This is a genomic window from Variovorax sp. P1_H2 (genome assembly GCF_056405295.1).
In genome coordinates, this window is record NZ_JBFUCJ010000002.1 from 118,198 (window position 1) to 141,952 (window position 23,755).

The 23,755-nt window shown below is 68.9% G+C and carries 18 protein-coding genes; 5 read left to right on the top strand and 13 right to left on the bottom strand.

Annotated elements, in window-relative coordinates; translation table 11 throughout:
- Positions 1-4: 4 nt before the first annotated feature.
- From secD to AC1D2E_RS01750, 3 genes are all read right to left on the bottom strand, one after another.
- Positions 5-1,882, bottom strand: a complete 1,878-nt coding sequence (gene secD, locus AC1D2E_RS01740) for a protein translocase subunit SecD (protein ID WP_478195788.1) — start codon at positions 1,880-1,882, stop codon at positions 5-7.
- A 52-nt stretch (positions 1,883-1,934) separates the two neighbouring features.
- Entirely contained in the window at positions 1,935-2,264 is a 330-nt protein-coding gene (yajC, locus tag AC1D2E_RS01745) for a preprotein translocase subunit YajC (protein WP_478173850.1), read from the bottom strand.
- A 250-nt stretch (positions 2,265-2,514) separates the two neighbouring features.
- Complete coding sequence (locus AC1D2E_RS01750; RefSeq protein ID WP_478195789.1) at positions 2,515-6,120, bottom strand: indolepyruvate ferredoxin oxidoreductase family protein; 3,606 nt, start codon at positions 6,118-6,120, stop codon at positions 2,515-2,517.
- 170 nt (positions 6,121-6,290) lie between these two features.
- On the opposite strand from AC1D2E_RS01750, the gene AC1D2E_RS01755 reads away from it, so the two are divergent.
- Both AC1D2E_RS01755 and AC1D2E_RS01760 read left to right on the top strand, forming a co-directional pair.
- Positions 6,291-6,809, top strand: a complete 519-nt coding sequence (locus AC1D2E_RS01755) for an Lrp/AsnC family transcriptional regulator (protein WP_478195790.1) — start codon at positions 6,291-6,293, stop codon at positions 6,807-6,809.
- Between the two features lie 6 nt (positions 6,810-6,815).
- Entirely contained in the window at positions 6,816-8,441 is a 1,626-nt protein-coding gene (locus tag AC1D2E_RS01760; protein WP_478195791.1) for an MFS transporter, read from the top strand.
- 54 nt (positions 8,442-8,495) lie between these two features.
- On the opposite strand, the gene AC1D2E_RS01765 is transcribed toward AC1D2E_RS01760, so the two are convergent.
- The 6 genes from AC1D2E_RS01765 to AC1D2E_RS01790 all read right to left on the bottom strand — a co-directional run bounded on the left by AC1D2E_RS01765 (position 8,496) and on the right by AC1D2E_RS01790 (position 13,779).
- A complete protein-coding gene (locus AC1D2E_RS01765; protein ID WP_478195792.1) occupies positions 8,496-8,810 on the bottom strand; it encodes a cytochrome C oxidase subunit IV family protein in 315 nt (104 codons plus the stop codon).
- Positions 8,811-8,818: 8 nt separating this feature from the next.
- A complete protein-coding gene (locus AC1D2E_RS01770) occupies positions 8,819-9,517 on the bottom strand; it encodes a heme-copper oxidase subunit III family protein (protein ID WP_478195793.1) in 699 nt (232 codons plus the stop codon).
- Positions 9,518-9,530: 13 nt separating this feature from the next.
- Positions 9,531-10,151 (bottom strand): cytochrome c oxidase subunit 3 family protein, encoded by a 621-nt coding sequence (locus AC1D2E_RS01775; protein WP_478195794.1) that lies wholly within the window; start codon positions 10,149-10,151, stop codon positions 9,531-9,533.
- A 121-nt stretch (positions 10,152-10,272) separates the two neighbouring features.
- A complete protein-coding gene (gene ctaD / locus AC1D2E_RS01780; RefSeq protein WP_478195795.1) occupies positions 10,273-12,060 on the bottom strand; it encodes a cytochrome c oxidase subunit I in 1,788 nt (595 codons plus the stop codon).
- Entirely contained in the window at positions 12,057-13,208 is a 1,152-nt protein-coding gene (locus AC1D2E_RS01785; protein ID WP_478195796.1) for a cytochrome c oxidase subunit II, read from the bottom strand. The genes ctaD and AC1D2E_RS01785 overlap by 4 nt, the downstream gene beginning before the upstream one ends.
- Before the next feature lie 55 nt (positions 13,209-13,263).
- Positions 13,264-13,779: a DUF1269 domain-containing protein gene (locus AC1D2E_RS01790; protein WP_478195797.1), complete on the bottom strand. Its 516-nt coding sequence runs from the start codon at positions 13,777-13,779 to the stop codon at positions 13,264-13,266.
- Positions 13,780-14,046: 267 nt separating this feature from the next.
- Here AC1D2E_RS01790 and AC1D2E_RS01795 point away from each other — a divergent pair, with 267 nt between their 5' ends.
- Both AC1D2E_RS01795 and AC1D2E_RS01800 read left to right on the top strand, forming a co-directional pair.
- A complete protein-coding gene (locus AC1D2E_RS01795) occupies positions 14,047-15,888 on the top strand; it encodes a putative nucleotidyltransferase substrate binding domain-containing protein (protein WP_478195798.1) in 1,842 nt (613 codons plus the stop codon).
- Entirely contained in the window at positions 15,885-16,514 is a 630-nt protein-coding gene (locus tag AC1D2E_RS01800; RefSeq protein WP_478195799.1) for a 3'-5' exonuclease, read from the top strand. Before AC1D2E_RS01795 ends, AC1D2E_RS01800 begins: the two co-directional genes overlap by 4 nt.
- 182 nt (positions 16,515-16,696) lie before the next feature.
- On the opposite strand, the gene AC1D2E_RS01805 is transcribed toward AC1D2E_RS01800, so the two are convergent.
- The 4 genes from AC1D2E_RS01805 to AC1D2E_RS01820 all read right to left on the bottom strand — a co-directional run bounded on the left by AC1D2E_RS01805 (position 16,697) and on the right by AC1D2E_RS01820 (position 21,564).
- The gene (locus AC1D2E_RS01805) at positions 16,697-18,421 is read right to left on the bottom strand and encodes a cation acetate symporter (RefSeq protein WP_478195800.1); all 1,725 of its coding nucleotides are present in this window, start codon (positions 18,419-18,421) and stop codon (positions 16,697-16,699) included.
- Positions 18,418-18,726 (bottom strand): DUF485 domain-containing protein, encoded by a 309-nt coding sequence (locus tag AC1D2E_RS01810; protein WP_478195801.1) that lies wholly within the window; start codon positions 18,724-18,726, stop codon positions 18,418-18,420. Before AC1D2E_RS01810 ends, AC1D2E_RS01805 begins: the two co-directional genes overlap by 4 nt.
- A 112-nt stretch (positions 18,727-18,838) precedes the next feature.
- Positions 18,839-19,600, bottom strand: coding sequence for a response regulator transcription factor (locus tag AC1D2E_RS01815; RefSeq protein WP_478195802.1), 762 nt, complete (start codon positions 19,598-19,600; stop codon positions 18,839-18,841).
- Positions 19,597-21,564: a hybrid sensor histidine kinase/response regulator gene (locus AC1D2E_RS01820; RefSeq protein ID WP_478195803.1), complete on the bottom strand. Its 1,968-nt coding sequence runs from the start codon at positions 21,562-21,564 to the stop codon at positions 19,597-19,599. Before AC1D2E_RS01820 ends, AC1D2E_RS01815 begins: the two co-directional genes overlap by 4 nt.
- A gap of 155 nt (positions 21,565-21,719) precedes the next feature.
- Between AC1D2E_RS01820 and acs the strand changes: the two genes are divergently transcribed.
- Positions 21,720-23,705: an acetate--CoA ligase gene (gene acs / locus AC1D2E_RS01825; RefSeq protein ID WP_478195804.1), complete on the top strand. Its 1,986-nt coding sequence runs from the start codon at positions 21,720-21,722 to the stop codon at positions 23,703-23,705.
- Positions 23,706-23,755: the final 50 nt, after the last annotated feature.

Below are 23,755 nucleotides of genomic sequence, written 5' to 3' on the forward strand. Positions count from 1 at the left end.
TCCCTTATTTCGCGTTGGCCACGGCGGTGGTGTCCGGCTTCCAGACGGTGCCGATCGACACGGTCTTGAGCTTCTTCTTGCTGCCGTACCAGAAGTTCACCAGCCCGCGCGAGAAGAACACGGCCGAGAACATCGAGGTCACGATACCGATGCAGTGCACCACCGCGAAGCCGCGGATCGGCCCGGAGCCGAAAGCCAGCAGCGCCACGCCGGCGATCAGCGTGGTGACGTTGGAGTCGAGGATGGTGCCCCAGGCGCGCTCGTAGCCGGCGTGGATGGCGGCCTGCGGCGAGGCGCCGCCGCGCAGTTCCTCGCGGACGCGCTCGTTGATCAGCACGTTGGAGTCGATCGCCACGCCGATGGCCAGCGCCATGGCGGCGATGCCGGGCAGTGTCAGCGTGGCCTGCAGCATCGACAGGATCGCCACCAGCAGCAGCAGGTTGACCGCCAGCGCGATCGACGAGAAGACGCCGAACAGCGCGTAGTACAGGCACATGAACACCATGATCGCGGCGAAGCCGTACATCACGCTGTCGAAGCCCTTCTTGATGTTGTCGGCGCCCAGGCTGGGGCCGATGGTGCGTTCCTGGATGATCTCCATCGGCGCCGCCAGCGAGCCGGCGCGCAGCAGCAGCGCCAGGTCGTTGGCCTCGACCACGCTCATCGAGCCGGAGATCTGGAAGCGGTTGCCGAGCTCGCCGTTGATCGACGGCGCGGTCAGCACCTCGCCCTTGCCCTTCTCGAAGATCAGCATCGCCATGCGCTTGCGGAAGTTCTCGCGGCTGACGTCGCGCATGATGCGCCCGCCCTTGGCGTCCATGGTCAGGTCGACCTTGGGCTGCTGGGTCTGGGAGTCGAAGCCGGGCTGGGCGTCGGTCAGGTTCTCGCCGGTCACCAGCACCTGCTTCTTGACGATCACCGGGCGGCCCTGGCGGTCGAGGAATTTCTCCGAGCCGAAGGGCACCGGACCGGTGCCCATCTCGGCGGCGCGGCCCTCGGCGCTSTCGTCSACCAGGCGCATYTCGAGSGTGGCGGTGCGGCCCAGGATGTCCTTGGCCTTGGCCGTGTCCTGCACGCCGGGGAGCTGGACCACGATCCGGTCCAGGCCCTGCTGCTGGATCACGGGTTCGGCCACGCCGAGTTCGTTGATCCGGTTGTGCAGGGTCGTGATGTTCTGCTTCAGGGCCGCGTCCTGCAGCCGGCGCACGGCCTCGGGCTTGATCGAGGCGACCAGCTTGTAGTCGGTGCCTTCCTGGCTTTCGACGCCCGTCAGGTCGGGGAACTGGTCCTGCAGCAGCCGCTTGGCGGCGTCCAGGCCCGCGGCATCGCGGAAACGCATCTCGACGGTCTGGCCGTTGCGGCTGACCGCGCTGCCGCGCACGCTCTTGTCGCGCAGGCCGGTGCGCAGGTCGCTGGCAAAGGATTCGGCGCGCTTGTCGATGGCGCCCTTCATGTCGACCTGCAGCAGGAAGTCGACGCCGCCGCGCAGGTCGAGGCCCAGGTACATCGGGAAGGCGTGCAGCGCGGCGAGCCAGCTCGGCGAGCGCGACACCAGGTTCAGCGCCACCGTGTAGGGCGGGTCGCTCGGATCGGGCACCAGGGCCCGCTGCAGCGTGTCGCGCGCCTTCAGCTGGTCGTCGGTGGTGGCGAAGCGGGCCCGCACCGAGGTGGCGTCGAGCGTCAGCAGGTCGGGCATCAGCCCGGCGACCTTGAGCGCCTCGGCCACGCGGGCCTGCGTGCCGGCGTCGACCTTGACGGTCGACTTGGCCGACGAGACCTGCACCGCAGGAGCCTCGCCGAAGAAATTGGGCAGGGCATAGACAAGCCCCACCAGCAGCACGATCACGATGATCGCGTACTTCCAGACCGGGTAACGGTTCATCGATTCAACCTTCAGGGGCGCGCGGTGTCCGGCGCCCGCGTTGTGGCTCTACTTACTTGATCGCGCCCTTGGGAAGCACCTGCACGACGGCGCTGCGCTGGATCTGGACCTCGACGCCCTTGGCGATCTCGACCGTCAGGTACTGCTCGCCGAGCTGGGTGATCTTGCCGAGCATGCCGCCCGAGGTGGCGACCTCGTCACCCTTGGCCAGGGCTTCGATCATGGCGCGCGCTTCCTTTTGGCGCTTCATCTGCGGGCGGATCATGACGAAGTAAAGAACCACGAACATCAACACCAGCGGCAGCATGCTGCCAAGCGAGGACATCATGTCGCCACCACCGGCAGCAGGCGCGGTCTGGGCGAAAGCGGAGGAAATGAACAAGGGAGTCTCCAACAAAGGGAAAGAAGAGGAGCGCCGGCCCTGGATGGAAAAAGAGCCCGGCGGTTCCGCGGCCGCACCCAGCGGCCACACAGCGCGGGGCCTGGGCGCCGCGCACAGCACCGGGCATTGTATAGAGGGCAGCAGGCTCGCTCCCAGGTTGCCCGCACTTCGTGTCGGGTCGCCCACCCCCTGCCGGGGGCAACCCGACGGGCCTTCGCTGCGCTTGCCGGCGCCGGAGCGGCCGAGAGTCCTAAGCTGCGGCGCGCGGGGCCTGCGGGTTGCGCCATTTCGCCATCAGCTCGGCCCAGCGCAGCCGGGCGGCGGCCAGGTTGCGCTCCTTGACGTGGCCGTAGCCGCGGATCTGCTCGGGCAGGCCGGCGATCGCCAGCGCGGTCTCGTGGTTGGCAGCAGTCAACCCGGCGATCACCTCTTCGAGGCTGGCGCGGTATTCGCCGATCAGCGCGCGCTCGGCCTTGCGTTCCTCGGTGCGGCCGAAGGGGTCGAGCGCGGTGCCGCGCAGGCCCTTGAGCCTCGCCAGCAGCTTGAAGCCGGTCAGCATCGCCGGCCCGAACTTCTGCTTCTGCAGCTCGCCCTTGGCGTTCTTCTTCGCGATGATTGGCGGCGCCAGGTGGTAGTTGAGCTTGAAGTCGCCCTCGAACATGCCTTCGACCCGGTCGAGGAAGCTGCGGTCGGCGTGCAGCCGCGCAACCTCGTACTCGTCCTTGTAGGCCATCAACTTGAACAGGTAGCGCGCCGCGGCCTCGGTCAGTCCGGTCTTGCCGAGCGCCGACTCGGCCTGCTGTACCTTGGCGACGAAAGCCTTGTACTCGCCGGCATAGGCGGCGTTCTGGTAGCCGGCCAGGAATTCGACGCGGCGGGCCACCAGGCTCTCGACCGTCTCGCGCTTCTTGAACGCGATGACCTGCCCCGGCTGCACGCGTTTTTGCAGCTCCGCAGGACGCTGGGCGGCCTGGCGGCCCCATTCGAAGGCCGTCTTGTTGTTGTCGACGGCCACCGCATTGAGCTCGATCGCCCGCATCAGCGACTCGTGCGCGAGCGGGATCCAGCCCTTCTGCCAGGCGTAGCCCAGCAGCATCGGGTTGGCATACAGGCTGTCGCCCATCAGCGAGGTCGCCGCGGCATCGGCGTCGAAGGAACCGACCGCGCCGGCGCCCACCACGCGCGCGATCTCGTTGGCGCAATCGTCCTGCGGATTGACCCAGTCGGCATTGCGCACGAAGGCCGCGGTCGGCGTGCTGTGGCTGTTGAGCGCGACGAAGGTGCGCCCCTCGCGCATGCGCGCCGTGGTTTCGGCGTTGACGGCCACCAGCGGATCGGCGGCCAGCACCAGGTCGGCCGCGGCGGTACCGACGCGGGTGGTGCGGATCGCGTCCTGGGTGTCGCCGATCAGCACATGGCTCCAGGTGGCGCCGCCCTTCTGCGCCAGGCCCGCCGCATCCTGGGTGACGATGCCCTTGCCTTCGATGTGCGCGGCCATGCCCAGCAGCTGGCCGATGGTGATGACGCCGGTGCCGCCGACGCCCGCCACCACGACGCCCCAGACCTGGCCGTTGCCCAGCGCCGGAAGCGAGGGATCGGCCAGCGCGCCAAGTTCGGCCGGGGAGACGCCCTTGCTCTTCGACTTCTTCTTGAGCTGGCCGCCCTCGACCGTCACGAAGCTCGGGCAGAAGCCCTTGAGGCAGCTCATGTCCTTGTTGCAGGTGCTCTGGTTGATGGTGCGCTTGCGGCCGAATTCGGTTTCGAGCGGCTCCACCGACAGGCAGTTGCTCTTGACGCTGCAGTCGCCGCAGCCTTCGCAGACCAGTTCGTTGATGACCACGCGCACGGCCGGGTCGACCGCCGTGCCCCGCTTGCGGCGGCGCCGCTTCTCGGTCGCGCAGGTCTGGTCGTAGATGATGGCCGTGGTGCCCTTGATCTCGCGGAACTCGCGCTGGATCTCGTCGAGCTCGTCGCGGTGGCGCACCTTGACGTGGTCGCCGGGCACCGTCACGCCTTCGTATTTCTCGGGCTCGTCGGTGACCACCACCACCTTGACCGCGCCTTCGGCATGCAGGCTCTCGGCGATCTGCAGCACCGAATGGCCCTCGGGCCGCTCGCCGACCTGCTGGCCGCCGGTCATCGCGACCGCGTCGTTGTAGAGAATCTTGTAGGTGATGTTGACGCCGGCCGCGATGCTCTGGCGGATCGCCAGCAGACCGCTGTGGAAGTAGGTGCCGTCGCCGAGGTTGGCGAAGATGTGCGGGTCGGTCGTGAAGGGCTGCTGGCCGACCCACGGCACGCCCTCGCCGCCCATCTGCGTGAAACCGATGGTCGAGCGGTCCATCCAGGTCGCCATGAAATGGCAGCCGATGCCGCCCATCGCGCGCGAGCCTTCGGGCACCACGGTGCTGGTGTTGTGCGGGCAGCCCGAGCAGAACCAGGGCTGGCGGGTCGCGTCGGCGGCGCCGAGCGATTTGGGCGCCGCCAGCGCCCGCTCCTTGGCCTCGAGAATCGCCAGCTGGGCGTCGATGCGCGCCGCCATGTCGGCGCCGGCCGCGGCCAGCAGCCCGGTCTTCCGGAGGCGCTGGGCGATCGCCTTGGCGATCAGCGCCGGGTTCAGGTCGGCGTTGGCGCGCAGCAGCGTGTGCGCGGTCGGGTTCGGCATCGACCATTCGCCGCCCGAATAGCCTTCGGCCTCGTGCACCTCTCCCTCGTCGAACTTGCCGACCACGTTGGGCCGCACATCGCCGCGCCAGTTGTAGAGCTCTTCCTTGAGCTGGTATTCGATGACCTGGCGCTTCTCTTCGACCACCAGGATTTCCTGCAGGCCGGTGGCGAACTCGCGCGTGAGTTGCGCCTCGAGCGGCCACACCACCGCGACCTTGTGCAGCCGGATGCCGAGCTGGCGGCAGGCGGCGTCGTCCAGGCCGAGGTCGATCAGCGCCTGGCGCGTGTCGTTGAAGGCCTTGCCGCTGGCCATGATGCCGAAGCGGTCGTTCGGCCCTTCGATCACGTTGTGGTTGAGCCGGTTGGCGCGGATGTAGGCCAGCGCGGCGTACCACTTGTAGTGCATCAGCCGCGCTTCCTGCTCGAGCGCATGGTCGGGCCAGCGGATGTGCAGGCCACCGGGCGGCATCTGGAAGTCGGTCGGGATCACGATCTCGACCCGCTCGGGGTCGATCATCGCGGTGGCGCTGGATTCGACGATCTCCTGGATCGTCTTCATGCCCGACCAGATGCCGGCGAAACGGCTCATCGCGAAGGCATGGATGCCGAGGTCGAGGATTTCCTGCACGTTGGCCGGGAAGAACACCGGCGTGCCGCAGGCCTTGAAGATGTGGTCGCTCTGGTGCGCCGCGGTCGAGCTCTTCGAGATGTGGTCGTCGCCGGCCACCGCGATGACGCCGCCGAACTCCGTCGTGCCGGCCATGTTGGCGTGCTTGAAGACGTCGGAGCAGCGGTCGACGCCCGGACCCTTGCCATACCAGATGCCGAAGACGCCGTCGAACTTGTTGGTGCCGGGCGGTGAGAAACCCAGTTGCTGCGTGCCCCATAGCGCGGTGGCCGCCAGTTCCTCGTTGACGCCGGGCTGGAAGACGATGTTCTGCGCCTTCAGGTACTTGCTGGCCTTCCACAGCGCCTGGTCGTAGCCGCCGAGCGGCGAGCCGCGGTAGCCGCTGATGAAGCCGGCCGTGTTCTTGCCGCGCTGCTGGTCGCGCAGCCGCTGCAGCATCGGCAGCTTGACCAGCGCCTGGACGCCGCTCATGAAGGCGCGGCCGTAGTCCAGCGAATACTTGTCGTCGAGCGTGACCGTTTCGAGGGCCTTGCGGATGTGCTCGGGCAGGGGGGCGTTCATCGTGTCGTCTCCAGTGGCTGTGCCTTGTGGGCTTGGCTTGCGAGGCATTCGGGTCGGACACCCCTCGGCCATCATCACGCAAAGTGTATGCCTGCAGCCTGGACAGGTGTTTGCGTTCTCTGCCTTTCGAAAGCTACTTTTTGAAAGACTCTTGCTTAAAATGGCGACAAATGGAAAGCATTGACAAGTTCGACCTCGCGATCCTGCAAGAACTGCAGGCCGACGGCCGCCTGACCAACGCCGAGCTCTCGCAGCGCGTGGGCCTGTCGGCGGCGCCCTGCTGGCGGCGGGTTCGCGCGCTCGAAGAAGCCGGATTCATCAAGGGCTACCACGCCGAGATCGACCGCCACAAGATCGGGCTCGGCGTGCTGGCCTTCGTGCGCGTCGACACCGAGCGCTCGTCCGGCGAGGCCACGCGCGCGCTCGAGGACGCCATCCGCAAGCTGCCCGAGGTGATCGCCTGCCACTACATCAGCGGCACCGGCACCTTCGAGCTGCAGGTGGTCTCGCAGGACCTCGACAGCTTCTCGCGCTTCGCGCTCAAGCACCTGCTGAACCTGCCGAACGTGAAGGACCTTCACACCAGCTTCTCGCTCGGCGAGGTGAAGGCCAGCCATGCCCTGCCGCTGGCGCACCTGGCGCCTGCGCGCCCGGCCGACACCGCCGCCCGGCACGGCCGCAGACAATAGACCGCGATGCCGATCTCGCCCCAGGAAACCCCCGTCGCCTCCGCCCCCGTGCCAACTCCGCGCGTCGGCCCCCTCGAACCGCTGAAGATCCCGGTGTTCCGCATGCTGTGGAGCACCTGGCTGATCGCCAACGTCTGCATGTGGATGAACGACGTCGCGGCGGCCTGGATGATGACCTCGCTGACCACTTCGCCGATCTGGGTCGCTCTGGTGCAGTCGGCCTCGACCCTGCCGGTGTTCCTGCTCGGCCTGCCGAGCGGCGCGCTGGCCGACATCCTCGACCGCCGGCGCTGGCTGGTCGCCACCCAGTTCTGGCTCGCCGGCTCCGCGGTGGTGCTGTGCGCGGCCGTGGTCTTCGACCTCATGAGCGCGCCGCTGCTGCTGGCGCTGACCTTCGCCAACGGTGTCGGCCTGGCGCTGCGCTGGCCGGTGTTCTCGGCCATCGTCCCCGAGCTGGTGCCGCGCAGCCACCTGCCGGCGGCGCTCGGCCTCAACGGCATCTCGATGAACGCCTCGCGCATCATCGGCCCGCTGGTGGCCGGCACGCTGATCGCGAGCGCGGGCACGGTGTGGGTCTTCGCGCTCAATGCGGTGCTGTGCGTGGCCTCGGGCTTCGTCGTGCTGCACTGGCGCCGCGAGCACACGCCCAACCCGCTGGGCCGCGAACGGCTGATCAGCGCGATGCGGGTCGGCGTGCAGTTCGTGCGCCAGTCGCAGCGCATGCGCGCGGTGCTGGCCCGGATCTCGATCTTCTTCCTGCATTCGACCGCGCTGCTGGCGCTGCTGCCGCTGCTGGCGCGCAACCTCAAGGGCGGCGGCGCCGGCACCTTCACGCTGCTGCTGGCGGCGATGGGATCGGGCGCCATCGTGGCGGTGCTGTTCCTGCCGCGGCTGCGCCAGGCCCTGGTGCGCGACCAGCTGGTGCTGCGCGGCATGCTGCTGCAATCGGGCGCCACTGCCGTCATGGCGGTGGCGCCGAACGCCTGGGTCGCCGTGCCCGCGATGTTCCTCGGCGGCATGGCCTGGATCACGGTCGCCAACTCGCTCTCGGTGTCGGCCCAGCTGGCGCTGCCCGACTGGGTGCGCGCGCGCGGCATGTCGATGTACCAGATGGCGATCATGGGCGCCAGCGCCCTGGGCGCGGCCCTCTGGGGCCAGGTGGCGGAACTCAGCTCGATCTACGTCAGCCTGGGCACCGCCGCGGCCACCGGTGTGGCGTGCATGTGGCTGGCGCTGCGCTACGTGACCGATGGCACCGGCGAGGACGACGACACCCGACCGGCGCAGCACGGCTGGGCGGCCGGTCCGCCGGCCAGCGCGCCGGACGAGGCCGGCCGGGTGGTGATCACGGTCGAATACCTGATCGACCCGGCCCGCGCCGCCGCCTTCCACCTCGTGATGCACCAGACCCGCCGCGCGCGGCTGAGCCAGGGCGCGATCGGCTGGGAGCTGCTGCACGACATCGCCGAACCGGGACGCTACCTGGAGCAGATCGTCGACGAGTCATGGACCGAACACCTGCGCCGCTTCCACCGCGCGACCGCGGCCGACATGGCCTTGCGGGAGCGGCGGCTGGCCTTCCACCAGGGCGAGACGCTGCCGGTGGTGACGCGCTACATCGGCCATCGCTGAAGGGTTGGAACCGAGGCAGCCGAACGCCCAGGCCAGGTCGGCATTCCCTTCTGCTCAGTGAAAGTACAGAAGCCGCGCGAAGAAGGTGTGGCCCGCCTCGGCGAACATGAGCCCCACCAGCACCAGCAGGCACAGCGGCGGCAGCAGGATCGCGTAGACCAGCGACAGCCGCTCCCACGCCATGTGCATGAAGACCGCCACGATCAAGCCCGCCTTCAGGAGCATGAAGGTGATGATCAGACCCCAGCGCATCAAGCCCTGGAAGTGGAAGTAGTCGACCAGGTACGAGAGCGTGCTGAGCACGAACAGCAGCCCCCAGATCTTGAGGTAGAGGCTGATCGGGTGTTGTTGACTGGTGCCTGGATTCATGGCGGACCTCACCACAGGTAGAACAGCGCGAAGATGAACACCCACACGAGGTCGACGAAGTGCCAGTAGAGGCCCGTGATCTCGACGATCTGGTAGTTGCCGGTCCGCTCGTAGTCGCCGCGGATCAGCTTGAAGGCGACGATGAACAAGAGCACCACGCCGGCCGACACGTGCAGCCCGTGAAAACCCGTGATCATGAAGAAGGTCGACCCGAACTGCGCCGCCCCCATCGGATTGCCCCAGGGCCTCACGCCTTCCTCGATGATCAGCTTGGACCACTCGAAGGCCTGCATGCCGACGAAGAGTTCGCCGAAGGTCGCGGTCACGAGCATCAGGGTGGCGGCATTCACGCGGTCGCGGCGGTAGGCGAAATTGACGGCCATGGCCATCGTGCCGCTGCTGCTGATCAGCACGAAGGTCATGATCGCGATCAGCAGCAGCGGAATGTCGGCGCCCGCCACATGCAGCGCGAACACCTCGCTCGGGTTGGGCCAGGCCACGGTGGTCGAGACCCGCACCGTCATGTAGCCGGTCAGGAAGCAGCTGAAGACGAAGGTGTCGCTCAGCAGGAAGATCCACATCATCGCCTTGCCCCACGAGACGTGGAAGGCCTGGCGATCGGATGACCAGTCGGCAACCAGGCCGCGCCAGCCGCTCACCGCGACGGCGGGGCTGGCGGATGCAGAGGCAAGGGTCGCGTTGCGCATGATGATGGCCTCCTCAGCTTGTGCCGCAGATGAAGCGCGCCACTTCCGGCGTCACCCAGCCGAGCATGGCGAAAAGCGCGAGCCACACCCCGAGCATGAAGTGCCAGTACCGCGCGCACAGCGCGATGCGCCACGCGGCGCTCGCAGGTTCGCGCGAGACCGCGCCGGCCGTCCAGGCCCAACCGACGAGCCCGCCCGCCAGATGGAGCCCGTGCATCGCGGTCAGCAGATAGAAGAAGCTGCCGGCCGGATTGCCCGCCGGCATCACCTGCGCGCTCCACAGCGCCTGCCAGGCCCACAGCTGGACGCCGAGAAACGCCATCGCGCACAAGCCGCCGGCCAGCAGCAGGCGGCGTGCCGATGCCGGCGCCGCATCGCGTGCCGCCGCGCTGGCACGTTGCAGCGTCACGCTGCCCGCGACGAGCAGCGCGGTACTGAGCCACAGTTGCCACGGCAAGGTCAGCGTCACCGCATCCGTGCTGTTCATGCGCATCACGTAGGCCAACGCGAAGAGCGAGAACAGCGTGGTGACCACGCCCAGGAACACCCACAACCCGATGCTGGCCGCGCTCGCGTGCGCGTCGCGCGGCCCGCCGCCACGGTCGAAGGGCGCGACGACCAAAGACGCGGTCATAGAGCAACCTCCGTGCTGCGCACTGCGGTGCGAGCTTGCTTGGGGCGGCCCGGCGCGGCGCTCACTGGAGTACCTTCGCGCAGCAGCGCTTCGGTATTCGCCTTGGGAGCGGCCCGGCGGCTCATGCCAGTGCTCCCCGGCCCTCGTCCTCACGCTTGCCGTGCGGCTCGGGCTCCATGCCGCCGGCCTCGGGCGGCGCGTTCTGCGGCACGAAGTCCTCCTTGGCGCCCGGCGTGCCGTAACCGTAGGCCCACCGATACACCACCGGCAGCCGCGGCCCCCAGTTGCCGTGCCCCGGCGGCGTCGTCGGCGTCTGCCATTCGAGCGATGCGGCGCGCCACGGGTTCGCGCTCGCCGGCCGGCCGCGCCAGGCGCTCCATGCCAGATTGACGATGAACAGCACCTGCGCCACGCCGACGATCAACGCCACCACGGTGATGAAGGTGTTGAGCGTGAAGGCCGATTCTGGAATGAACTTGTAGCCGTCGAAGTTGTAGTAGCGCCGCGGCATGCCGAGCACGCCAAGGTAGTGCATCGGGAAATAGATCAGGTAGGTGCCGAGGAAGGTGATCCAGAAGTGCAGTTGCCCGAGCCGGTCGTCCAGCATCCGGCCGGTGATCTTCGGGAACCAGTGGTAGATGCCGCCGAACACCACCAGCAGCGGCGCGACGCCCATCACCATGTGGAAGTGCGCGACGACGAAGTAGGTGCCCGACAGCGGGATGTCCACGCTCACGTTGCCGAGAAAGAGCCCCGTGAGCCCGCCGATCGCGAAGGTGCACACGAAGGCCAGCGCGAACAGCATCGGCACCGACAGGTGGATGTCGCCGCGCCACAGCGTCAGCAGCCAGTTGTAGACCTTGATCGCGGTCGGCACCGCGATGATCAGCGTGGTGGTCGCGAAGAAGAAGCCGAAATACGGATTCATGCCGGCGACGAACATGTGGTGCGCCCACACCACGACGCTAAGCACGCCGATCGCGACGATGGCCCACACCATCATCCGGTAGCCGAAGATGCTCTTGCGCGCATGCACGCTGATCAGGTCCGAGACGATGCCGAAGGCCGGCAGCGCCACGATGTACACCTCCGGATGGCCGAAGAACCAGAACAGGTGCTGGAACAACAGCGGACTGCCGCCCTTGTAGCCCGCCATCTGCCCCATCGACACCAGCGCCGGCATGAAGAAGCTGGTACCCAGCGTGCGGTCGAGCAGCAGCATCACGCCGCTGACGAACAGCGCCGGAAAGCCCAGCAGCGCCAGGATGGTGGCCACGAAGATGCCCCACACCGTGAGCGGCATGCGCAGCAGCGTCATGCCTTCGCAGCGTGCCTGCAGCACCGTGGTCACGTAGTTCAGCCCGCCCATCGTCGTCGCCACGATGAAGATCACCAGCGACACCAGCATCAGCACGATGCCGGCCTCATGGCCCGGCGTGCCGGGCAGGATCGACTGCGGCGGATACAGCGTCCAGCCCGCGCCGGTCGGCCCGCCGGCGACGAAGAAGCTCGCCACCAGCACCACCACCGACAGCAGGTAGACCCAGAAGCTCAGCATGTTGAGGTAGGGGAACACCATGTCGCGCGCGCCCACCATCAGCGGGATCAGGTAGTTGCCGAAGCCGCCCAGAAAGAGCGCGGTGAGCAGGTAGATCACCATGATCATTCCGTGCATCGTCACGAACTGGTAGTAGCGCTCGGGGTTGATGAACTCGAACTGCCCGGGAAATCCCAGCTGCAGCCGCATCAGGTTCGACAGCACCAGCCCCACCACACCGACCGCGATGGCGGTGCACGCGTACTGCACCGCGATCACCTTGTGGTCCTGGCTCCAGACGTAGCGCGTCAGGAAGGTTGTCGGCGCCGGGTGGCCGGCGTCTTCGTCGTGGATCGCAGGGGAGGGGTTCATCGCTGCGCCTTCTGTTCGGTCGCGGCCGGCGCGGGCTGGCTGCCGAGACTCTGGATGTAGGCCACCAGCGCGGCCAGTTCTTCGTCCGTCAGCTCCATCTTGGGCATCACCGGGGGGAAGCCCTTCACCTGGCGGGCCTGCGGATCGAGGATGAAGCTGCGCAGATAGGCCTCGTCGACCTTCGCGGTGGAGCCGTCGGCCATGGTTTCGGTCTTGCCGTAGAGCCCCTTCCACGTCGGCCCGACGCGCGGGCTGCCGTCGACGGTGTGGCAGGCCACGCAACCCTTGGATTCGGACAGCGCGCGGCCCTGCTCGACACTCGCCTCGGGACCGCCGCCGGCCGCTGCAGCCGAGGCCTTGACCTGTGTCTTCGCGAAGGTCGGCAGCGCCGCCTGCCAGGCGTGGAAGCTCGCCTCGTCCTCCACCACCACGAAGCCGCGCATGTTGGGATGCCCCACGCCGCAAAGCTGCGCGCACAACGCCTCGTAGCGCCCCACCACCGTCGGCGTGAACCAGAAGCGGCTGACCTGCCCCGGCACCATGTTCATGCGCGCACGGAAGGGCGGCACATAGAAGTCGTGCAGCACGTCATGCGCGCGCAGCAGCACCAGCACCGGCTTGCCCAGCGGCAGGTGCACCTCGGCGGCGGCAACCAGGATGTCGTCCTGCCCGGCCGGGTCGGCGGGATCGAGCCCGAAAGGGTTGTCGCCCTTGACGAAGCGCGCATCGGTCGCGCCGAGCTTGCCGTCGGCGCCCGGAAAGCGGTAGTGCCACTGCCACTGCTGGCCCAGCACCTCGAGCACCAGCGCGTCATGCGGCGAGCGCACGTAGTTGGCGTAGACCACCAGGCCGGGCGCCAGCAGGGCGGCGATGCCCACGGTGGTGCCGCCGATCAGCCAGCGCTCCAGCTTCCTGTGCTCGGGCTCATTGGCGGCGCGGCGGCCTTCGCGGTGGCGGAAGCGCACCAGCGTGTACACGACGAAGAGATTGATCGCGACGAAGAAGAACCCCGTGATCACCAGCGTGATGGTCAGCGTGTCGTCCATCGACTGCCAGTTCGACGCCAGAGGCGTCGTCCACCACGGACTGAACAAATGGAACAGCACGGAGCCGATGACGATGAGCAGCAGGGCGACGGCCATGATCATGTGCAGTCCCTGGGCTTGGCATCGATATCGGTATCTGGGTGGGCGGATTCGGGCTTCAGAGGAACACCGGGATGTGCCCTTCCTCGCCCTCGAAGCGGGCTTCCGGATGCGTGGTCTGCAGCAAGTCCTCGACCTCCTGCACACGCGAAGCCGGCAGGTCCACCATCAGCAGGATCCGGCCTTGCGCAATGGCGCCCTCGAAGCGCTGCAGCCGCGGGCTCGGAATCGAAATGCCAACCATGCTGGCGGACCAGGCACCGACCACGCCCCCGAGGACGGCGACCAGCACCGCATTTTCCCATTGGGGGTCTTCGCCGGCGAACGGAAGGAGCAGTGCGGCCACGAGGCCGGCGCCGATGCCGCAGGCACTGCCGAGCAACCATCCGGTCTTGGTCGCATGCAGGACGTCCGAGGTCTGCCACACGTTGGCCGCGTGGAGGCCGGCCATGTCCATGCCTTCGGGTCCGGCGAAATGGATGTGCGCGACATCGACGCGCGCCTGCACAAGATCGCGCATGGCCCGCCTGGCGCTGGCCAGGTCCGGCATCAGCCAATAGATGCGTCTCTTCATGGCGCACTCCGTTTCGCCTTGCGACGAGTCAAGGAACCATGAATGACTTATAGGCCCAAGGAGGGCCGTTATCAAGAGGGACGACGAGTGCCCCCTCGGCCGACCCGCGCTTGCGGCCGCTGGCCGAATCGCGCCGCACCTTCCTCAAGGGGGCGCCGGCGTCCGCTTGCAGGAGAAACCGCGCGAAAGCTTGACGCCGCGGGGTGGCACCGCAGCGGGATGTGATCGATCATCGGGTTCGTGCCCTCCTGACGGCGCCCCCCCGCCATGCCCAATGCCTTCGATTTCGACCACTCGCCCTTCGACTGCCTGACGCCCGAGGAGCGCGAGCGGGTGCGCGCCCAGGTCGACATCGCCTATTTCCGCGAGGGCGAGGCGATCCTCGAGACGGGCATGGCGCCGACCCACCTGTTCGTCGTGATCAAGGGCTTCGTGCAGCAGTTCGCGCCGGGCGAAACCGAGCCGGTGGCCCGCTTCGGCCCGCACGACACCTTCGACGGCCGCAGCCTGGTGGCCGGGCAGGTCAGCGGCCGCTTCGTCGCCGCCGAGGAGGTGCTGGCCTACCAGCTGGCGCGCGAGGCGGTGAACGAGCTGATCGCGCGCAATGCGACCTTCGGCGCGCTGCTGTTCTCCGACCTGTCGAACAAGCTGGCCGCCATCGCGGGCCGCCACGGCGAGCACGAACTGCAGTCGCTCACACTGGCCCGGGTCGACGCGATCCCCATGCGGGCGCCGCACTTCGTCGACGCCGACCTCGACGTGCTCTCGGTGGTTCGCCTGCTGCAGGCCGAGCGCAGCACCAACGTGCTGGTGCGCGACCTGGCCGGCGCCGCGCCGCGCCTGGGCATCTTCACCGTGACCGCGCTGCAGCGCGCGGTGCTGCACGGCTCGCCGCTGGACCAACTGCCGGTGCGCGAGGTCAGCAGCTTCGGCCTGATCTCGGTCGATGCCACCGACCCGGTGGGCGACGCGCTGACCGTCATGGTGCGGCACAAGGTGCACCGCGTGGTCGTGATGGCCGGCAATGGCGGCGGCGAGGTCCTGGGCGTGCTGGAGGCGCTCGACCTGTTCAGCTTCCTCTCCAACCATTCCTACCTGATCAACCGCGAGATCGTCGAGGCGCAGGACCTCGAGGCCCTGGCCCGGGCCAGCCGGCACGTCACGCAGCTGGTCGGCCTGCTGCACGGCGGCGGCACCCGGGTCGGACAGATCGCCACGCTGGTGCAGGCGCTCAACGCCCAGCTGTTCCAGCGCGCCTGGGAGTTGATCGCGCCGCCCGAGCTGGTCGCCAACAGCTGCCTGTTCGTGATGGGCAGCGAGGGGCGCGGCGAGCAGTTGCTCAAGACCGACCAGGACAACGGCCTGCTGCTGCGCGACGGCTATGCGCCGCCGGCCGAGCTGGATGACATCTGCGCCCGACTGACGCGCACGCTGATCGAATTCGGCTACCCCGAATGCCCCGGCGGCATCATGGTCTCGAACCCGCAGTGGCGCGGCAGCCAAGGCGAGTTCGGCGAACGCGCCTGCCAATGGCTGCTGCAGGCCGACGGCGAGCGGCTGATGGCGCTGGCGATCTTTCTCGATGCCCATGCGGTGTGCKGCGACCCCGCGCTGCTGGCCGGCGTGCGGGCCCGCTTGTTCTCGCTGGCCACCGACAACGACGCCATGCTGGCGCGCTTCGCCGCGGCGATCGACGCCTTCGCCGACGATCCGCGCTGGTGGCAGCGCCTGCTGACCCTCGGCGAGCAGAACGGCCAGCGCTTCGACATCAAGAAGCAGGGCCTGTTCCCGATCGTGCACGGCGTGCGCAGCCTGGCCCTGCGCGCCGGACTGGACGCGAGCGCCACCGCGGCGCGCCTGGAGGCCCTGGCCGCCGGCGGCCACATCGAGCGCGCACTCGCCACCGACGTGCTCGAGAGCCTCTATTTCTTCATGGGCCTGCGGCTCAAGGCCGGACTGGCGGAGCAGGAGGCGGGACACGAGGTGACGGGCCAGGTCGATCCGGCCCGCATGAGCAGCCTCGAACGCGACCTGCTGAAGGACACGCTGGAAGTGGTCAAGCGCTTCCGCCGCATGCTGCGCCTGAGCTTCCGGCTGGATGCGTTGTGACCGCCTGGTTCTCCGCCTTCAAGCGCTGGTGGCTGCTCCAGCACCTGGGCGATCCGCGCTTTCGTTTCATGTGGGACCTGCCGCCCGCCGACGAGTGGGTGGCGATCGACTGCGAGACCACCGGGCTGGACAGGCGGCGCGACGAGATCGTCGCCATCGCGGCGGTGCGCATCCGCGGCAACCGCGTGATGTGCAGCGAGCGGCTGGAGCTGCTGGTGCGGCCCGAGCGCCGCAGCGTCGCCACCGGCAGCGTGCGCGTGCACCAGCTGCGCGAGCGCGACCTCACGCAGGGCCTGGCGGCCGAGGCCGCGGTGCAGTTGCTGATGCATTTCATCGGCAGCCGGCCGCTGGTGGGCTACTTCCTCGAGTTCGACGTCGCGATGATCGACCGCGTGCTGTTCCCGATGCTGGGCATGGGGCTGCCGCAGCCGAAGATCGAGGTCTCGGCGCTTTACTACGACTACGTGAACCGGCGCCGTTCGCCGCACCTGCGCGAGGGCGACATCGACCTGCGCTTCGCCGCCATCATGGCCGCGCTGGACCTGCCGCAGCGCCCCGCGCACGATGCGCTGAACGATGCGGTGATGGCGGCGCTGGCTTTCATCAAGCTGCGTGCACTGGCGTGAGCTGGCCCCCACGCTCCCTCACTTCGTGTGGTCGCTGCCCCCCGAGGGGGCCGCAGGCCGCCTTGGGGCGGCCCGGCGCCGGCCTGACTGGCCCCCACGCTCCCTCACTTCGTGTGGTCGCTGCCCCCCGAGGGGGCCGCAGGCCGCCTTGGGGCGGCCCGGCGCCGGCCTGAGCGCCCCCCTCAATGCCCCGAGGCTCCCGAGGCCCCGAGCCCGGTTTCCGAGCGCACCTGCTGCGCCGGGAAGGCCGCCCGCTCCTGCTGCGCCTGGCGGCTGCGGTCGGTGATCGAGAAGAACCAGATGCCGAGGAAGGCCAGCGTCATCGAGAACAGCGCCGGCGAGGCGTACGGGAACCAGGCCGAGCCCGCCGGATGGCCCAGCGTGGCCTCCCAGACCGACGGCGAGACGATGGTCAGGACCACCGACGAGACCAGGCCCAGCGTGCCGCCGATGACCGCGCCGCGCGTGGTGCAATCCTTCCACAGCACCGACATGAACAGCACCGGGAAGTTGGCCGAGGCCGCCACCGCGAAGGCCAGCGACACCATGAAGGCGATGTTCTGCTTCTCGAAGGCGATGCCCAGCAGCACCGCGATGATGCCCAGCGCCACCGTGGTGATGCGCGACACCTTGAGCTCGGCCCGGCTGTCGGCCTTGCCCTTCTTGATCAGCGTCGCATAGAGGTCGTGCGACACCGCCGAGGCGCCCGACAGCGTCAGGCCCGCCACCACCGCCAGGATGGTGGCGAAAGCCACCGCCGAGATGAAGCCGTAGAAGACGTTGCCGCCGACCGACTTGGCCACCAGCACCGCCGCCATGTTGGCCGCGCCGCCGCCGCCCTTGATGGTGCCGGTCGCGACGTCGGCGAACTCGGGGTTGGTCAGCACCAGCGTGATGGCGCCGAAGCCGATGATGAAGATCAGCAGGTAGAAGTAGCCGATCCAGGTGGTGGCCCAGAACACCGACTTGCGCGCCTGCTTGGCATCGGGCACCGTGAAGAAGCGCATCAGGATGTGCGGCAGGCCGGCGGTGCCGAACATCAGCGCGATGCCGAAGGAGATCGCCGAGACCGGGTCCTTCACGAAGCCGCCCGGGCCCATGATGCGCAGCCCGATGGCGGCAGCCTCGACCGGGCTCTTGCCGCCGTTGGCCGCGATCCCGGTCCGCACCTCGACCGACTTGGCGAACAGCGCCTCGGGGCTGAAGTCGAAGGCGGCCAGCACCATCAGCGCCATGAAGCTCACGCCGGCCAGCAGCAGCACCGCCTTGATGATCTGCACCCAGGTGGTGGCGGTCATGCCGCCGAACAGCACGTAGACCATCATCAGCGCGCCCACGATCACCACCGCCACCCAGTAGTCGAGCCCGAACAGCAGCTTGATCAGCTGGCCGGCGCCCACCATCTGCGCGATCAGGTAGAAGGCCACCACCACCAGCGTGCCCGAGGCCGCGAAGGCGCGGATCGGTCCGGGCCGGAAACGGTAGCCGGCGACGTCGGCGAAGGTGAACTTGCCCAGGTTGCGCAGCCGCTCGGCCATCAGGAAGGTGATGACCGGCCAGCCGACCAGGAAGCCGATGGAATAGATCAGCCCGTCGTAGCCGGTCGACATCACGGCGGCMGAGATGCCGAGGAAGGAAGCCGCCGACATGTAGTCGCCGGCGATCGCCAGGCCGTTCTGGAAGCCCGTGATGCCGCCGCCGGCGGTGTAGAAGTCGGCCGCCGACTTGGTCTTGGAAGCCGCCCACTTGGTGATCCACAGCGTCAGCAGCACGAAGCCCGAGAACATCGCGATCGCGATCCAGTTGGTCGGCTGCTTGGCCGCCTGGCCGAGATCGGCGCCGGCCGCCGAGGCCAGCGAACAGGCGCCGCCCAGCAGCGCCGCGAGGGTGAGGTGGCGCGCTTTCATCGTGTGGCCTCGCGGATGATCTCGGCCGTCAGGCGGTCGAATTCGCCGTTGGCGCGTCGGATGTAGACGGCCGTGATCAGGATCGTGAAGACGATCACGCCGAGCCCGATCGGGATCCCGATGGTGGTCACGCCGCCGCCGATCGGCTGCGCGAGGAAGGGCTTGTTGAACGCGATCAGCGCGATGTAGCCGTAGTACACGACCATCATCAGCGCCGTGAGCCACCAGCCGAAGCGGGTTCGCTTGCGGCGCAGCTCGAGGTACTTGGGGTTCGACTGGATCTTATCCACCACGGGGTCGCTCATGATTCGTCTCCTGGACATCGGTCCGGGCGATTCTGGAATGCGGCCTCCGTGCGCGGGGCGCGGTGCAATCATTCGTCACATTGCGATGCAATGCGCGCCGAATGCCGCCCGCTCACTCCCAGCTGACGTTCGCCGCGAACAGGTAGCCCGCGCCGTAGACGGTCTTGATGATGGCCGGCTCGTGCGGGTCGGGCTCGATCTTCCGGCGCAGGCGCGAGATGCGAACGTCGATACTGCGGTCGGTGGGCAGCAGGTCGCGCGCCCCCATGAGCTGTTCGCGCGTGAGGATCTGGTGCGGACGCTCGACGAAGCAGCGCAGCACCTGGGTCTCGGCCGTTCCCAGCAGGTGCTCGCTGCCGTCGGGCGCGCGCAGCACGTTGGCCGCGCAGTCGATGCGCCAGCCCAGGAACGAGGCGTAGCGCCGCTGGCCGGTGGCCTGGCCCGGCGCCAGGCTGCGGCGCCGCAGGATGCTGCGCACCCGCGCCACCAGCTCGCGGGCCTCGAAGGGCTTGGTGACGTAGTCGTCGCCCCCGAGCTCGAGCCCCATCACCCGGTCGGCCGGATGGCCGCGGCCCGTGAGGATCAGCACGCCCGCATTCGATGCCGCGTTGATGCGCCGCATGAGGTCGATGCCGTCCATGTCGGGCAGGCCGAGGTCGACGATGCAGAGGTCGGGTTTCTCGACCTGCAGCCGCCGCAGCACGCTGGCGCCGTTCGAGAAGCCCTCGCAATTGAAACCGAACTCGCCGAGGGTCGAGAGCACCAGCCGGGCCACGGCCGGGTCGTCCTCGATCACGAAGACCAGCGACGGCAGGTGGGCCTCGTCGGCCGCCGTGCGGTGGGTCGTCAGGCCGGTGCCACGGTACTCGCTCATCCTGTGCCCTCCTCGATCGCCCGCGCCAGCTGTGCCGTGCTGAAGGGCTTCGTCAGCATAGGAAAGTCGGCCTGCAACGACAAGTCTCCCGGCGCATAGCCGCTCATCAGCACCACGGAGCGAGCCCGGCCGCCCTCGCGGGCCGCCCGCGCCACGCTCAGGCCATCGATGCCGCCCGCCATCACGACGTCGGACAGCAGCAGCGCGATGCCGGGCGTGTGTTCGAGCAGGCTCAGGGCACCGGCACCGTCGTCGGCTTCGAGCACCGAGTAGCCCAGCTCGAGCAGGCTGCGCCGGATCACGCGCCGCACCTGCGCGTCGTCGTCCACCAGCAGCGCCAGCCCCATGGACACGGCCGGCGTCCCGGCGGTCTCGCTGCCGGCAGCGTCCGCGCCGTCGCCCGGCGAAGGATCGGCGGCCGGCAGCCACACCGACACCATGGTGCCGCAGCCGGGCGCACTGCGCACGTCGATCGCGCCGCCCGATTGCTTGATGAAGCCGTAGACCACCGCCATGCCGAGCCCGGTGCCGCGGCCCGGATGCTTGGTGGTGAAGAAGGGCTCGAACAGGTGCGCCAGGGTGTCGGCGTCCATGCCGGCGCCGTCGTCCTCGACCTCGATGCACACGCAGTCGCCTGCGGACAGCTGCAGCGGCGTGGCGACCGCGGCGTCGATCCGGGCGCGGCGCGCCCGCAGCGTGATGCGGCCTTCGGGACCGGTGGCGTCGCGGGCATTGAGCACCAGGTTCAGCATCGCCTGCTCGAGCAGCGTGGCGTCGATCCAGGTCCACAGCGGCGCCTCGTCGACCTCGATGTCGAGCCGCAGGGTCTCGGGCAGCGAGCGCCGCACCAGCCGGGCCACGGTGTCGAGCAGCGCGCCGACGTGCACCGCCGCCGCCTGCAGCGGCTGGCGCCGCGCGAAGCTCAGCAGGCCCCGCACCAGGTTGGCCCCGCGCCGCGCCGCATCGAGCGCGGGCTGCACGTACTCGCCCAGCGCCGGATCGGCGGGCCGGGCCTCCGCCATCGCCGCCAGGTTGCCGATCACCACCGTCAGGATGTTGTTGAAATCGTGCGCCAGGCCGCCGGTCAGCTGACCCAGCGACTCCAGCTTCTGGGCCCGCGCCAGCAGCGCCTGCGAGCGGCGCTCCTGCGTGATGTCGAAGGTCAGCTCGAAGCAGCCGACGACGGCGCCCTCGGCGCTGCGCTGCGGGACCAGCGAGGTGCGCACCCACAGGCGGCGCGCGTCGCAGGTCTGGAGCTCGTACTCGAGGCTCTGTGCCTCGCCGGCGAGCGCGCGCAGCACCTGCGGCTTGATCAGCGCGTAGACCGCATCGCCCAGGAAGACCCTGGCGCTGACCGACTCGGGCCGCGTGGTGTCGACGCGGAACCAGTCGTGGTAGCCGCGATTGAGGTAGCGGTAGACGCGCCGGTGGTCGAAGTAGGCCACCAGCGCCGGGATCGAGTCCATGATCAGCCGCACCCGCTCTTCGCTGCGCTGCAGTTCGGCGGTCCGCGACGCCACCCGGCTCTCGAGTTCGGCGTTGTGGCGGCGGATGATCTCCTCGGAGCGGCGCTGCTCGGTGATGTCCGAGTAGAGCGTGACGAAGCCATGGCCCGGCACCGGCTCGCCATGGATGCGCAGCACCCGCCCGCCGGGCCGCACCCGTTCGATCTCGTGCGGCGCGAAATGGCGCGCCGCCGCCACCCGCTCGGCCACCAGTTGGTCCGGGTCGCCCGGGCCGTACTCGCCGCGCCGGGCGTTGAAGCCGATGAAGCTCTCGAACGGCGCCCCCAGGTAGACCATCTCGTCCGTGAAGCCGAGCAGGCGGACGTAGGCGCGGTTCCATGCCACCAGGCGCAGGTCGCCGTCGAAGATCGACAGCCCCTGGTCCAGCAGGTCGAGCCCGGTCTGCAGCGTCAGGTAGCGCTCCAGGGGGGCGGGCGCAGGCGCGGGCGTGCGGATCACAGCGGGCTCCCGCCCCGGTTGCAAACATTCGTCATGTTTGGGTGTGTCTCCTGCAATGTTCGTCGGACATCCTATGGCTTCGCATTCTTGAACACCTCGACGGAGACGACCATGACACCCGTCAAGCCGAACGCCTTGCATCAGGAGACCGCCACATGACTACGACACCTTCCCCCGCTTCGACTGCCACGCTGTATGCGCCCTCCGAGGCCACCGTGCGGCGCGCCCGAATCTCGGGCCGCGCCGCCTACGACCGGCTGGTCGCCGAGGCCGAGGCCGATCCCGAGGCCTACTGGGGACGCCTGGCACGCGAGCTCGTGGCCTGGAAGAAGCCCTTCACCCAGGTGCTGGACGCGCGCCGCGCGCCCTTCTTCGAATGGTTCCCGGACGGCACGCTCAACGCCTCCTACAACTGCCTGGACCGCCACGTCGAGAACGGCCTGGGCGAGAGGACCGCCATCGTCTTCGAGGCCGACGACGGCGCCGTGACGCGGATCAACTACCAGGACCTGCTGGCCCGGGTCTGCCGCACCGCCAACGTGCTGAAGTCCCTGGGCGTCGGCCGCGGCGACCGGGTCGTGATCTACATGGCGATGTCGATCGACGGCGTGGTGGCGATGCAGGCCTGCGCCCGCATCGGCGCGATCCATTCGGTGGTTTTCGGCGGCTTCTCGGCGCCCTCGCTGCGCGACCGCATCGCCGACACCGGCGCGGTGGTGGTGCTCACGGCCGACCAGCAGGTCCGCGGCGGCAAGCAGCTGCCGCTGAAGGCGATCGTCGACGAGGCGCTCGGCCTGGGCGGCTGCGACAGCGTGCGCCACGTGCTGGTGACGCGCCGCACCGGCGGCGCGGTGCCCTTCCAGGCACCGCGCGACCAGTGGATGGCCGACCTCGCGGCCGCCCAGCCGCCGGTCTGCGAACCCGAATGGGTGGACGCCGAGCACCCGCTCTTCCTGCTCTACACCTCGGGCTCCACCGGCAAGCCCAAGGGGGTGCAGCACGCCACCGGCGGCTACCTGCTGCACGCCGCACTGACCTGCCAGTGGACCTTCGACCTCGGCCCCGACGACGTCTTCTGGTGCACCGCCGACATCGGCTGGGTGACCGGCCACACCTACATCGCCTACGGCCCGCTGGCGATCGGCGCGACCCAGGTGGTGTTCGAGGGCATCCCCACCTACCCGGACGCCGGCCGCTTCTGGAAGATGATCCAGGACCACCGGGTCAGCGTCTTCTACACCGCGCCGACCGCGATCCGCTCGCTGATCAAGATGGCCGAGGGCAACGACGCGGTGCATCCGCGCAACTACGACCTGAGCAGCCTGCGCATCCTCGGGACGGTCGGCGAGCCGATCAACCCGGCGGCCTGGGAGTGGTACCACCGCCACGTGGGCGGTGGCCGCTGCCCGGTGCTCGACACCTTCTGGCAGACCGAGACCGGCGGCCACATGATCACGCCGCTGCCCGGCGTGACGCCGCTGGTGCCGGGCTCCTGCACCCTGCCTTTCCCGGGCATCGACGCCGCCGTGGTGGACGAGGCCGGCAACGAGCTGCCCTGGGGCCAGGGCGGGATCCTGGTCGTCAAGAAGCCCTGGCCCTCGATGATCCGCACCATCTGGAACGACCCGGAACGCTTCAAGGCCAGCTACTACCCGGAGGAGTTCCAGGGTCGCTACTACCTGGCCGGCGACGGCGCCACGCGCGACAGCAAGACCGGCTACTTCACCATCACCGGCCGCATCGACGACGTGCTCAACGTCAGCGGCCACCGCATGGGCACGATGGAGATCGAATCGGCCCTGGTGGCGATGACCGACCTGGTGGCCGAGGCCGCCGTGGTCGGCCGGCCCGACGACACCACGGGCGAGGCGGTCTGCGCCTTCGTGGTGCTCAAGCGCCCGCTGCCCAGCGGCGACGAGGCGCGGCGCATCGCCGACCAGCTGCGCACCTGGGTCGGCAAGGAGATCGGCCCGATCGCCAAGCCGCGCGACATCCGCTTCGGCGACAACCTGCCGAAGACCCGCAGCGGCAAGATCATGCGCCGGCTGCTGCGCACGCTCGCCAAGGGCGAGGTGGTGACGCAGGACGTGAGCACGCTCGAAAACCCCGCGGTGCTGGAACAGTTGGGCCAGCCTTATTGACTGGCCCCCACGCTCCCTCACTTCGTGTGGTCGCTGCCCCCCGAGGGGGC